This window comes from Nostoc sp. DedQUE04, assembly GCF_034530995.1.
Classification (GTDB): domain Bacteria; phylum Cyanobacteriota; class Cyanobacteriia; order Cyanobacteriales; family Nostocaceae; genus Nostoc.
The window spans coordinates 29506-42558 of record NZ_JAVRCA010000054.1; the positions used below are offsets into that span (position 1 = coordinate 29506).

Below are 13053 nucleotides of genomic sequence, written 5' to 3' on the forward strand. Positions count from 1 at the left end.
CAATTGAAAACTCTACCTGTTGACGAACAGGATGCGATCGCTGCTCGTCTCCTTGCTGAGATAGAGGATGAGCAAAGATGGAAGACTCAGTTTGAATCTACAACAGATGCTCAGTGGGATGGTCTAGCTGATATGGTAAGGCAGGAAATTGCTACGAGCTAGCTGTAACGCTTGATATATTACGATCAACAAAAAGAGTATATGAAAAGTTTCCATAGATCAATAGTTAGACCTAGCTCTGTTTTGGGATAACTATTAAAAACCTCATTATGGAAAAATTCGCTTATGTCTGGACGACCTATCCGCATTTTTCTTGTAGATGGAACAGCTACAGGAATAATGACAACTGAGATCATGAACTGGACGGGGAAGGTGATTGTAGCTCCTAGAGCGCAGCTTGTCAGCCTAGCACAACGTAGCGAAACAAAGCGAACAGGTATTTATGCGCTGGTTGGCGAAGACCCAAGTAGTCCACTCAAAGATAAGGTTTACATAGGAGAAAGTGATAACGTTCTAAAACGTTTAACCCAGCACAATAGCGATGCTGCAAAAGACTTTTGGAGTCGTACAGTTATTGTCATTAGCAAGGATGAAAATCTGACAAAAGCTCATGTGCGGTACTTAGAGAGCCGACTAATTCAAATCGCGGCCCGAACTGGTCGAGCAACATTAGAAAACGGAACATCTCCTGATACGCCATGTTTACCAGAACCCGATGTCGTAGACATGGAGTCTTTTCTTGAGCAATTATTAACTCTCCTGCCAGTATTAAACTTTCCCTTTGCAGCTCCTGCGCCGACAATTTCAACAGTTTTAGCAGTTCAGACAGATCAACCAGCTTCAACAGAGCGAAACAGTGCTTCACCAATTTTTGCAGCAAATAGTTCTGAATATAATGCTCAGGCTCAGGAAATAAACGGAGAATTTGTAATTTTGAAAGGTTCCAAGATTAAAAAGGAAATAAAGAGTTCTCTTGGTGCAACATATAGAGCTATGCGAGATCAATTCATTAAAGATGGAACATTGGTAGAGACACCGGATGGAGTAAGTTTACAACTTACAGTAGATGTTTCAATTTCTAGTCCAAGTGGTGCTGCCAGTATAACTAGAGGAATATCTGCTAACGGAAGAGAGTTTTGGAAAGTCCAGGAAACTGGTCAGACTTACAATCAGTGGGATCAAGAACGTATTTCAAAAGTTGCGACACTGACAGTTGATGAGTAATTTTGCTAAGTTTTAAGGCTGGGTAGGTGTAATTGCGCCACAATATCTTACACGTCATGGCAGAGGACGGTTGCAAATCGCTGGTGCTTAGTTCGAGGTTGCTGTCCGTTACTGATTTTAGCCCTTAATGACTTGCTCAAGCGATCGCATTAAGCATCTGCGGGATAAAATGTTAGGACGTTAACGTGAATTTTATGCTCACCAATATTCGCCTAATTAGTGTTCAAGAATATCACCAAATGGCGGAAATGGGTATTTTTCATCCTGAAGAACGCTTAGAATTAATCGCGGGACAAATTATCAGAATGTCAGCAAAAGGTACTGCTCACGAATCAGCAATTACCCGCACAGAAAGGTTATTACGTCAACGATTAGGGGACAAAGTTTTATTAAGAATCCAGTCACCAGTCCAACTTGATGATTATTCGGAACCAGAACCAGATATTTCAGTGGTGAAGCTGAATCCATTAGATTATGACGATCGCCATCCCAATGCTTCCGAAGTGTTTTTACTGATTGAAATAGCTGATTCCAGTCTCAAATACGATCGAGAAGTAAAAGCGATGGCTTATGCAAAGTCAGGTATTATTGAGTACTGGATTTTAGATGTTAATGGACGCAAGTTGTATATGTATCGTCTCCCTAGTCCAGACGGCTATCACAGTGAGAGCATACTTGCAGAGGATGTGACAATTTCACCTTTAGCCTTCCCCGATTGTGCGATTGCAATTCGGGAATTGTTGCGAAAAATCTAGGAAGCGATCGCATTAAGCATCTGCGAGATAAAATGCTAGGACGTTGATGATATTCAATCTATGACCTCAAAGTTCAAATTAGCGTAGGCGCAGCCTAAGGGCTGCGCTCAGGAACCACCCGTCGCAGACATCGCTTCACTATCTACCGTTAACGCTCGCACTCTTGGTATAATTTCCGCCGCAAAACGCTCTATTTCTGGAGCAAAAGGCTGGAATTGCAGCATGAAAGTATCAATTCCTACTCTGGTAAATTCAGCAATCCGATGGGCTACAGTTTCATAGCTACCAACCAATCCTGCTGCTGTACCGCCATTGCTCCCTACACCAGGGTACTTAGCCATATTTTTGAACATAACTACTTCCGAATCTACTCCTTTGAGTAATTCTGAGCGATCGTCTTGTGCTACTACCATTGCTCTAAGGCTCTGATATTCCGCTTCCGCCTCTTCGTCTGTTGGTCGAGCAATAACAAAAGCTGACATAGCAAAGCCCAGAGGTTGAGAGCGAAACTTAGTTTTTTGAGCAACAGCCGCAATGGTTTCGCGGATGACTTCAATCGGACGACCATTCAGGAAAAATGTATGCGCTTCTTTTGCGGCTAGTTCTTGGGCTGGTTCTGACTCTCCCCCTACATACACACGCGGATGTGGTTTGGCTATAGGTGGAGGATTGAGCTTCAAATCATCGATTTGAAAATATTCACCGTAGAAGTTGACTTTCTCTCCACTCCATAAAGCTTTTACGACCCTAATCCATTCATCTGAATAACGATAACGCTCATCGTGGGTAAGGAAATTTATCCCCGACTTTTCTATTTCTGGCTTGAACCAGGCACTTACTAAGTTAATAGCAAAGCGTCCACCACTGATTGCATCAATACCTAAGGCCATCTTTGCTAAGACGGCAGGATGAAATAGTAATGGCTTAACAGCTGCAATAATCTCGATAGAGTTTGTTGCTTCTGCCAAAGCTGCTGCTGTTGTCCAACTTTCTAGCTGGTCAAGTTCTTGATTCCTGGGATTGATGATATGTTGCGCGATTAAAGTTGTGGTAAATCCGCACTTTTGGGCCAATTGGATTAAATTCTTAGCTCGTGAGTAACTAGCATCACGAGGTTCAAGAGGATGGTTCATCACACCGCAGTTGCCGTAAACGGGAATCCAAATCCCATAGTCTGGTTCAGACATAGCTTTCTAGAACCTTTGTAGTCGGCACTAAAACTTTATTTTTGCACCTTAAAAATAATACTGTAAATTGGTAGATTTATAGTAGTATAATATGAGATTTGCATAGGTGAGGATAAAAAACAAGGTATATCTCCCCAGTCCCCATTTAATTTGGAGGCAAGAATGTCACAACCACGCTATAGTATTTGGGCCCCTGTGGGCGGTAACTTTGGCCCTCTGAATACGCCAGATGAACCGATTGATGCTAGTTATGAACGCACGCGATCGCTAGTATTAGAAGCAGAACGTTTAGGATATGTGACAACCTTAGTCGCACAGCATCTTGCTAATCCCCGTAGTCTAGATTTAGAACAGTTGGAAACTTGGACAGCTTGTGCGGCCTTGGCTGAAGCTACGGAAAGCATAGAAATTATCGCCGCGATTAAACTTTTATTATTTCATCCAGCCGTTCTAGCCAAAATGGCCTTGGGTATTGATGCAATCAGTGGTGGACGTTTTGCCATCAACCTAATTAGTGCTTGGTTTCGCCCAGAAATGGAGCATACTAATATCCCTTTTCCTCCCCATGATGAACGTTATCGCTATTCTGGTGAATGGTTGCAGGTATTTCAAGTACACCAGTTCCAACCGAAGAAAAAATTAACTTGCAATACTTAATGTTTGATAAGCTAACAATTAGAGTATCATTTTAACTGTAATTTGCCTTACACTCTTTGTATATATTATGCAAACTCTATCTACTGCATAATTTAGTCAGACAAACCAGCGAAACCTTTGGTATAGCTACCGATAACGCAATTTTATAGACAAAAAAGCAGATGAGCAAAACACACCAGTATATAGCTCATTGTCGAAGATGATACTGATGACAAATTAAGTGGTGCTTAAAATGCAGGCGGGTGGATTTTTGCCTGTAAAGTCCGCTCAGAGTGGCAAAGAAATATGTTGACTGCCAAATAAGGAGGAAAAGAATTGCTAACCGAAAATGAACTACAACTATCTGCTGATGTGCTGGTAATTGGTGGTGGCCCTGCCGCCGCATGGGCAGCATGGGCAGCCGCATCCCAAGGAGTCAAAGTCATCATTGTTGATAAAGGTTTTCTGGGTACAAGCGGTGCAGCTGCTGCTAGTGGTAACGGCATTATGGCTCCTTCTCCAGAGAATTGGGACAAAGTTTTATCGGAGCGTTATCGCATAGGAAAAAACCTCGCTAACTCACGTTGGATCGAGCGTGTTATCGAAAAAACTTGGCTGAGTTTGCCCTTAGTGGAAAGTTGGGGCTATCGTTTCCCCAAAGAAGATGGGGAATCTGTGCGCCAGAGCTATTATGGGCCTGAATATATGCGGGTACTTCGCAAAAACCTTTTGCGTGTTGGTGTACAAATTTTCGACCAAAGTCCGGCTCTAGAACTTTTATTGGCTAACGATGGCTCAGTAGCCGGGGCAAGAGGCGTGCAGAGGCAACATCATCGTAGCTATACCGTTCGTGCTGGTGCAGTAGTCTTGGCGAATGGCGGTTGTGCATTCTTGAGTAAAGCATTAGGGTGCAATACTAATACCGGTGATGGGCTGCTGATGGCAGTAGAAGCTGGTGGCGAACTCTCTAGCATGGAAGCTTCCAATCACTATGCAATTTCGACCGCTTTTAATGCCACAGTGACGCGGGGTGTTCCCTTTGGCTGGGCTAGTTACACTGATGAAGCAGGTAACGATCTTGGTGGCTATATTGATGGTCGTCGCGATCCATCGTTCCTTCCCAATGCCCTCTTGAAAGGCTCCGTTTATGCTCGTTTGGATAAAGCCACACCTGAAGTCAAAGCAGTAATTGAAAAGTCTCATTTCATCGCTTTTCTACCGTATAAAAAAGCTGACATTGACCCCTATACAGAACGAGTGCCTGTAACACTAATTTTAGAAGGTACAGTCCGTGGTACAGGTGGAATTCGTTTGACCGATGATAGTTGTGGTACAAAGGTTCCTGGCCTCTACGCCGCCGGTGATGCAGCATCGCGGGAGTTTTTAGCCGGATTAGCTTCTGGAGGTGGTGGCCCCAATGCTGCTTGGGCAATCTCTACAGGGCAATGGGCTGGAGTTGGGGCAGCTAGCTTTGCGAAAAGTTTGGGCGCTCAAGCAAATGAACGGGTTGCGCGTCCTACTGGTCAAGTGGGATTGCGATCGCCTACGGTGGGCAAAACGCCATCGCCTTCACCATCTTCTGAAACATTTGATAGTGAAGCGATCGTGCGTGGCGTACAAGACCAGATGTTCCCGTTGGAGAAGAACTACTTGCGTTCTGAGCAGGGACTTCTGGATTCCCTGGCCAAATTAGAAACCCTGTGGCAGCAAGTACAAGGGAACCCGAAACAAGATACAGTGCGCGATGTGGAATTTTCTCGTCGAGCGGCTGCTCTGACGGCTGTAGCGCGATGGGCATATTTTAGTGCTTTACATCGCACGGAAACGCGCAGCGAACATATTCGCATGGACTATCCCGAAACCGATCCAAATCAGCGTTATTACCAAGCAACCGGCGGCTTAGATAAGCTTTGGGTGAGGCGCGATTGGATTAAGGATGCCATCGCTACACCACCAGCACTAACCATTCAAACCACACCCTCTGTATCAAAGTTGTAGTAGGAGCAGAATCATGATCGAGCTTGTCAGCCATAAACTCTGTATCAATTGCAATCTGTGCGTCCAAGTATGTCCTACTAATGTTTTTGACTCAGTACCGAACCAACCACCTGCGATCGCCCGACAAGAAGATTGTCAAACTTGTTTCATGTGTGAAGCATATTGTCCTGCGGATGCGCTCTATGTTGCGCCTGAATCTCACACCAATGTTGCAGTCAATGAGGATGAATTAATTGAAAGTGGCATCATGGGTGAATATCGTCGCATCTTGGGTTGGGGATATGGCAGAAAAAACAATAGTGAATTAGATACTGCTCATAAACTACGCCAACTACCGCGCCCTTATCAAAGTTAATTTCAGTAGGCTTGATTCTTAGGAGAGAGATAAAACTAAGAATCAAGCTTTTGCTGCAAGTTTTTGGTTAGATATCGGCTCAATAGCACCCTGAAAAGTAATTTTTGTGACGTTATCAGAGTTTTCATTAGCTGGAAAAGTTGCTTTAGTAACTGGAGCAGGACAAGGTTTGGGACTAGAAATTGCCAAATCACTTGCCAAAGCTGGTGCGCGTGCGATCGTCAATGGGCGAAATTTTGAACGCCTTAATCAAGCAGTTGCAGTTATTGAATCAATTGGCGGATTAGGTTTTACGTTACCGTTTGATGTGACAGACGAAGTTGCGGTTCAAAGTGCGTTTATTGAGATCCGAGAAAAGCACGGCTGTTTAGATATTTTGGTTAATAATGTGGGAATGCGCGATCGCCGTGGATTGTTCGAGTTTGAAATGGATGCAGTGCGTCGGTTAATCAATGCTGATTTAATTGCACCATTCAATTTGTCACGAGAAGCGGCAAAACTGATGATGCACAGAGGTGAAGGTCGAATCATTAATATTACGTCAATTGCAGGACAACTAGCAGGTGCGGGTGACGCAGTTTATACGACAGCTAAAGGAGGACTTGAAGCCCTAACCCGTACACTTGCGGCAGAACTTGGGGCTTTTGGAATTACAGTCAATGCAGTCGCTCCAGGCTTTTTTGCAACTGAGAGTAATGCTGATGTAGTTGCCGATCCAGAAGTCACGGAATGGTTGAAACATCGAACTTCTCTCGCGCGTTGGGGATCTCCACAAGAAATTACAGGCGCTGTTGTGTTCTTCGCTTCTCCAGCCGCATCTTACATCACCGGACAGGTTTTAGCTGTTGATGGTGGCTACCTTTCCCATTTCTGATTAATTGTTTTACCCGTAGACATACTTTTTCGGTTCTTGCATTTGCAGCTTATCTGTGTGAATATTCTATGAGTAAAATACGGCAAATTGCTCGAATTATCGTAGTATTGATATTGCTTATAGTTTAATGTACGTATGTTCAGTAAGTATTTAGCAAATCGACTGATGAAGATTGTCAGCAGCCTTCTTCAAAATTATGAAATATTCAGAATTGGCATATTTGCCTTATTCTTTACCTGTGGGTTAACTTTGACTCTTGTGATATCTGCGTGTTCTGCCAACAATACAGGTAACTCTGTAGCAACACAGACAGCAAATCAAGGTGTGGTAGTTCGTATCGGCTATCAAAAAGCGGCGACTATTCTCAGCGCTCTCAAAAACCGAGGCAATTTAGCGCAAACTTTAAAGACTGGTGGTGCTTCGGTGACATGGGCAGAATTTCCCGCAGGCCCACCCATGCTAGAAGCAATGAACGCAGGTAGTATTGACTTTGGCTATACAGGTGAATCACCACCAATATTTGCCCAAGCCGGAGGTACTCCCTTGCTTTATGTTGCTTACGATCCTTGGAGTCCCAAAGCTGAAGCAATTATTGTACCGAAAGATTCACCAATTAAAACGGTTGCTGACCTGAAAGGGAAAAAAGTAGCCTTTGCTAAAGGCTCGAACAGTAACTATCTTGTTGTCAAAGCTGTAGAAGCTGCCGGATTAAAGTATAGTGACATTCAACCAGCACATCTAACACCAGCAGATGCCCGTGCAGCATTTACTGGTGGTAACGTTGATGCTTGGGCAATTTGGGACCCTTACCTAGCAGCAGTTGAACACGACACAAAGGTTAGAAAATTAACAGATGCAACAAATTTAGCACCGAATCGGGGTTACTATCTTGCGCGTCAAGAGTTTGTTAAATCTCATCCAGATTTGTTGAAAACCCTGTTAGATGAAGTAAGCATTGTAAATAAATGGGCAACAAATAATCCAGAAGAAGTTGCCAAATTTTTAGAACCAGAGTTAGGTATTCCAGCAGCAGCATTAGAAATTGCCGAAAAACGACGAAAGTATGGTGTTTTACCGCTAACAGATGAAGTAATCACTCAGCAACAAAACATTGCCGATACTTTTCACAAAATCAAGCTAGTTCCCAAACAAATCCAAGTCAAAGATATTGTTTGGAACGGTAATAAATCTTAGAAGTTCCTCCCTACTCGCAAAAGCTTATGGACATCAACACTCAACAAATAAAAACGGATGTACTTGTCATTGGTGGCGGTACAGCCGGGACAATGGCTGGAATTAAAGCTAAACAAGCAAATCCCAATGCAGAGGTGCTGATCTTAGAAAAGGCTAACATCCGACGGAGTGGTGCGATCGCAATGGGTATGGATGGCGTGAATACCGCAGTCATTCCCGGACATTCCACACCAGAACAATACGTGCGCGAAATTACCCTTGCTAACGATGGGATTGTCAACCAAAAAGCCGTTTATCAAACAGGCAAATTAGGTTACGAAGTCATCCAAGAATTAGAAAGTTGGGGTGTGAAATTTCAAAAAGATGCCCAAGGCAACTATGACTTAAAACAAGTGCATCGTGTGGGTAAATATGTCTTACCCATGCCAGAAGGTAAAGACCTCAAAACCATTCTTACCCGACAAGTTAAACGCCACAAAGTCAAAGTCACAAATCGCGTTATGGCAACCCGCGTCTTAGTCAAAGCCGGACGTGCTATTGGTGCGGTAGGATTTGATGTCAGAAACGGTGATTATATTGTCATTCAAGCTAAAGCAGTCATTCTGTGTACAGGTGCTTGTGGCAGATTGGGATTACCTGCTTCCGGCTATCTCTACGGCACTTATGAAAATCCTACCAATGCCGGAGATGGCTATTCAATGGCTTATCATGCAGGTGCAGAACTTAGTAATATTGAATGCTTTCAAGTTAATCCTTTAATCAAAGATTACAACGGCCCCGCCTGTGCTTATGTCGCCGGGCCTTTTGGCGCACATACAGCCAACGCTGAAGGAAATCGCTTCATTAGCTGTGACTATTGGAGTGGTCAAATGATGTTGGAAATTTGGAAAGAATTAAATTCTGGAAAAGGGCCAGTCCAACTTAAAATGACCCATCTTGATGAAGATACAATCGCTGAAATTGAATCTATACTGTGGGCGAATGAACGACCGAGTAGAGAACGTTTTCATCAAGGTAGAAATGAAGATTATCGCACCCACGGCGTAGAGATGCACATTTCCGAAATAGGCTTATGTAGCGGTCATAGTGCTTCTGGTGTCTGGGTAAATGAAAACGCTCAAACAACCATTCCAGGTTTATATGCAGCTGGAGATATGGCCAGCGTTCCCCATAATTACATGATTGGGGCATTTGTTTTTGGTCGAATAGCCGGAACTCATGCCATTGAATATATCCAAGATTTAGATTTTATTGAACCAGATACAGACTTTTTAGAAGCTGAAAAAGCCAGAATTTACGCACCTTTAACTCGTCCGAATGGTGTACCTCACACTCAAGTAGAATACAAATTAAGACGCTTGGTAAATGATTATCTGCAACCACCAAAAACAGGTAACAAAATTGATATTGGCTTGAAACATTTTGTTCAATATCAAGAAACATTAGATTTAATGGGCGCTCGCGATCCTCATGAATTGATGCGTAGTCTAGAAGTTCACTTTATTCGCGATTGTGCAGAAATGGCAGCCAGAGCATCATTATATCGTCAAGAAACTCGTTGGGGGCTTTATCATTACCGCTTAGATTATCCAGACAAAAATGATGAAGAGTGGTTTTGTCATGTAAATTTAAAGAAAAATGAGTTAGGGGAAATGGTATTGTTTAAGCGTCCTGTAGATCCTTACATTGTGGATATCAATTTACATAATGAAATTTATGATATAGCAGTGAAATAAATATGAAATATTTATTTTGGGATTTTGATAATACACTAGGTTATCGTCAAGGAATGTGGAGTGAAACATTACATTCAATTTTAATATTGAATGGAATTTTTAATATAAATTCAGAAGATATTCGACCATTCTTGAAGAATGTCTTTCCTTGGCACTCGCCTGAAACTTCCCATAATTTATTGTTTAATGGTAAAACTTGGTGGGGGTATATGAATGAATATTTTGCAGAAATATATGAAAAAGTAGGAATAAATAAAACTCAAGCGATAAAATATTCTTCCCAAGTCCAGAATGAATATAAAAATTTGGAAAAATGGCATTTATATGATGATGCAATTCCTACTTTGCAAGATGCAATTAAAAATAATTATAAAAATATAATTCTCTCAAATCATATACCTGAACTACACGAAATCATAGATAAATTAAATATTACAGAATACTTTGAAGAAATATATACGTCTGGAACAATTGGATATGAAAAACCCAATCTCAAATTTTATGCTTACGTCATCAATGATTTAAAGATTGAAAAAAGAGAATGTGTAATGATAGGTGATAGCTACAATGCTGATATTGCTGGAGCATTACGGGCAGGTATACAAGCAATTTTAGTTAGGAAACCTAATGATAAAAATTATAAACTTTATAGTCAAGATTTCAGAGGAATACTAAAAATAATTAGAAAAGTCTCAACTATTGCATAGAGCATTTTCGTAAATAAAAGAATTGAATGAGTTATAAAGCCATAATTTTCGATCTCGATAATACCCTGTTAAATTTTGAAATATGTGAACGTCAAGCTATTCTTGGCGCCTTGGAAGCTTGTACAATATCTTTGAATTTACATAAAATAAGTGAAAATATTTTTCTGGAAGCATTTGAAAATTATAATTCCAAGTATTGGAAACAGCGAGAAATATTTTCTCCTACTGAGTTAATCGAGATGTCTTATCAAAGTACACTTGCTCAATTAGATATACAAACAGATAAAATAAGCAATCTTAGCCAAAGTTTTTGGCATATTTTTAATCATTCGGGCGTAATGGAACCTGATGTAAATGAAGTACTAACTGTTCTCGCAGGTAATTATCGTTTGGCTGTCATCACCAATGGCTTTGTATCAGCACAACTACCGAGAATGCAAGCTGCGGGAATTGAGCATTTTTTTGAAGCAGTTATAGTTTCTGAAGCAATTGGTTTTGCTAAACCATCTCCTGAAATATTCCATCATGCTTTATCTAGATTAAATTTAACACCAGCAGAAGTTATTTACGTTGGAGATTCTCTAAAGCACGACTATGCAGGAGCAACACAAGTCAAAATGGATTTTTGCTATTACAACAGAAAAAATCAAAATTTACCACAAGAAGCAAAACCAAAATTCATGATAAGTGAACTCTTAAATTTGCTGAAATTGTTTAACTAACAGATTTTTCATTGATTCATATAAAGTTATATTTTAGCTAGTTTATTGTAAATTGTTTTGAGTAATTTTTTAATATGTCTATATATAATTCAATTGGTCAACAATACTCCAAAACTCGCGTTCCTGATATCCGTATTGTCAATAAATTAATTGATTTCCTCAATTTACCCAAAGGTAGCATTATTGCTGATATCGGCGCTGGTACTGGTGGTTACAGTCTAGCACTAGCTAATAAAGGATTTCTTGTTAATGCTGTTGAACCTTCTGTAGTTATGCAAAAACAAGCAGTAGAACATCAGCAAATTAAGTGGTTTACTGGCAATGCAGAAAATCTACCTCTACCAGATCAGTCTGTTGATGGTGTTGTAAGTATCCTAGCGACCCATCACTTTTCTCATCTCGAAAAAGCTTTTCAGGAAATGAACAGAATAATTAGAGATGGAGCAATAATTTTGTTAACTTTTGATATTAGATTAGCTCAGAAAATATGGCTTTATGATTATTTTCCGTTTTTGTGGGAAGATGCGTTACGATTTTTACCACTTAACGAACAGGTTAATTTAATTCAGAGTAATACTAAAAGGCGTGTTGAAGCTATACCCCTTTTTTTACCATACGATTTATCTGATTTATTCGCAGCAGCCGGCTGGAGACGGCCAGAGTTATATCTTCAAGCAGAAGTACGTGCGGGAATATCATCTTTTGCATTAGCTAATCAAGATTTAGTAGAGCAAGGAGTGAAGTTACTTGCAGCAGATTTAAGTAGTGGAGAATGGAGCAAAAAATATGGTGATATTCACAATTTGACAGATATTGATATAGGCTATCGTTTTATCCGTGCAACGCTGGATAACTAAATAATTGTAATTTAAAATTAAATTATGACAAATAAAGTTAGTGTAGGTGACAAAGTTAAAATTAGACAAGCTGGGATTAAAGATGTAGCGAGGATTGCTAGTCTTTGCGAACAACTTGAATATTCTGTGACTAATCAAGAAATAGAGCAGCGCCTTACTAAAATTAAAAATAACGATACTCATATTGTATATGTTACCACTGTAGAAAATGAATATGTAATTGGTTGGGCGCACGCTCATATTTGTGAATCAATAGTTATTCCGACTCCAGCGATTATTTTGGGATTAGTTGTAGATAAAGATTATCGTCATAGTGGAATTGGACGTTTTTTGATGCAACAAATTGAACAGTGGGCTTCTCTGGCTGGATGTGATAGTGTTTTGTTACGTTCTAATATTAAACGCAAAGAAGCTCACTTTTTTTATGAGAAAATTGGTTATACCAATATAAAACAATCACTGACTTTTCAGAAACAACTTACAATCGTGAGATAATTCATCTAAGCTTACCCCATTTATTTTAGCGATTAGCAGTTTCATTACAAAATTATAGAGTTAGTTTTATGGCTTTAATCAATCAAAGAATAGATGTTCCTGTGATCGTTGATGAATCAAAATGTTTAGAAAAATGCACAGCCTGTATTGAAGTTTGTCCCTTGGATGTATTGGCGAAAAATCCAGAAACAGGCAAAGCTTACATGAAATATGATGAGTGTTGGTTTTGTCTACCTTGTGAAAAAGAATGTCCAACCAATGCAATTACTGTGCAAATTCCCTTTTTATTACGTTAACTATCTGTGGTAAAAAT

15 protein-coding genes are annotated in these 13053 nt (G+C 40.6%); 14 read left to right on the forward strand and 1 reads right to left on the reverse strand.

Features of this window, described 5'->3' with window-relative positions; genetic code table 11:
- Positions 1-3 precede the first annotated feature (3 nt).
- From RM049_RS28675 to RM049_RS28685, 3 genes are all read left to right on the forward strand, one after another.
- Entirely contained in the window at positions 4-162 is a 159-nt protein-coding gene (locus RM049_RS28675) for a hypothetical protein (protein ID WP_322706592.1), read from the forward strand.
- A 123-nt stretch (positions 163-285) separates the two neighbouring features.
- Positions 286-1224 carry a GIY-YIG nuclease family protein gene (locus RM049_RS28680; protein WP_322706593.1) on the forward strand — a complete coding sequence of 313 codons (939 nt, stop codon included), beginning with the start codon at positions 286-288 and terminating at the stop codon, positions 1222-1224.
- A gap of 194 nt (positions 1225-1418) precedes the next feature.
- On the forward strand, positions 1419-1979 hold the full coding sequence (locus tag RM049_RS28685; protein WP_322706614.1) for a Uma2 family endonuclease: 561 nt from the start codon (positions 1419-1421) through the stop codon (positions 1977-1979).
- Between the two features lie 107 nt (positions 1980-2086).
- Here the strand turns inward: RM049_RS28685 and RM049_RS28690 are convergent, their stop codons facing one another.
- A complete protein-coding gene (locus RM049_RS28690) occupies positions 2087-3166 on the reverse strand; it encodes an LLM class flavin-dependent oxidoreductase (RefSeq protein ID WP_322706594.1) in 1080 nt (359 codons plus the stop codon).
- 162 nt (positions 3167-3328) lie between these two features.
- Between RM049_RS28690 and RM049_RS28695 the strand changes: the two genes are divergently transcribed.
- The 11 genes from RM049_RS28695 to RM049_RS28745 all read left to right on the forward strand — a co-directional run bounded on the left by RM049_RS28695 (position 3329) and on the right by RM049_RS28745 (position 13036).
- The gene (locus tag RM049_RS28695; protein WP_322706595.1) at positions 3329-3823 is read left to right on the forward strand and encodes an LLM class flavin-dependent oxidoreductase; all 495 of its coding nucleotides are present in this window, start codon (positions 3329-3331) and stop codon (positions 3821-3823) included.
- Between the two features lie 315 nt (positions 3824-4138).
- The gene (locus RM049_RS28700) at positions 4139-5800 is read left to right on the forward strand and encodes an FAD-binding protein (RefSeq protein ID WP_322706596.1); all 1662 of its coding nucleotides are present in this window, start codon (positions 4139-4141) and stop codon (positions 5798-5800) included.
- 13 nt (positions 5801-5813) lie between these two features.
- Positions 5814-6155 (forward strand): 4Fe-4S binding protein, encoded by a 342-nt coding sequence (locus tag RM049_RS28705; protein ID WP_322667420.1) that lies wholly within the window; start codon positions 5814-5816, stop codon positions 6153-6155.
- 106 nt (positions 6156-6261) lie between these two features.
- Positions 6262-7029: an SDR family oxidoreductase gene (locus RM049_RS28710; RefSeq protein WP_322683780.1), complete on the forward strand. Its 768-nt coding sequence runs from the start codon at positions 6262-6264 to the stop codon at positions 7027-7029.
- 135 nt (positions 7030-7164) lie between these two features.
- A complete protein-coding gene (locus tag RM049_RS28715; RefSeq protein WP_322706597.1) occupies positions 7165-8223 on the forward strand; it encodes a sulfonate ABC transporter substrate-binding protein in 1059 nt (352 codons plus the stop codon).
- A gap of 26 nt (positions 8224-8249) precedes the next feature.
- Complete coding sequence (locus RM049_RS28720) at positions 8250-9959, forward strand: fumarate reductase/succinate dehydrogenase flavoprotein subunit (protein WP_322706598.1); 1710 nt, start codon at positions 8250-8252, stop codon at positions 9957-9959.
- A gap of 2 nt (positions 9960-9961) precedes the next feature.
- On the forward strand, positions 9962-10666 hold the full coding sequence (locus RM049_RS28725) for an HAD family hydrolase (protein ID WP_322702017.1): 705 nt from the start codon (positions 9962-9964) through the stop codon (positions 10664-10666).
- A 26-nt stretch (positions 10667-10692) separates the two neighbouring features.
- Positions 10693-11388, forward strand: coding sequence for an HAD family hydrolase (locus tag RM049_RS28730; protein WP_322706599.1), 696 nt, complete (start codon positions 10693-10695; stop codon positions 11386-11388).
- A 74-nt stretch (positions 11389-11462) separates the two neighbouring features.
- Complete coding sequence (locus RM049_RS28735) at positions 11463-12245, forward strand: class I SAM-dependent methyltransferase (protein WP_322706600.1); 783 nt, start codon at positions 11463-11465, stop codon at positions 12243-12245.
- A gap of 24 nt (positions 12246-12269) precedes the next feature.
- Positions 12270-12740 carry a GNAT family N-acetyltransferase gene (locus RM049_RS28740; protein WP_322706601.1) on the forward strand — a complete coding sequence of 157 codons (471 nt, stop codon included), beginning with the start codon at positions 12270-12272 and terminating at the stop codon, positions 12738-12740.
- Between the two features lie 68 nt (positions 12741-12808).
- A complete protein-coding gene (locus tag RM049_RS28745; RefSeq protein ID WP_012408944.1) occupies positions 12809-13036 on the forward strand; it encodes a 4Fe-4S dicluster domain-containing protein in 228 nt (75 codons plus the stop codon).
- Positions 13037-13053 lie beyond the last annotated feature (17 nt).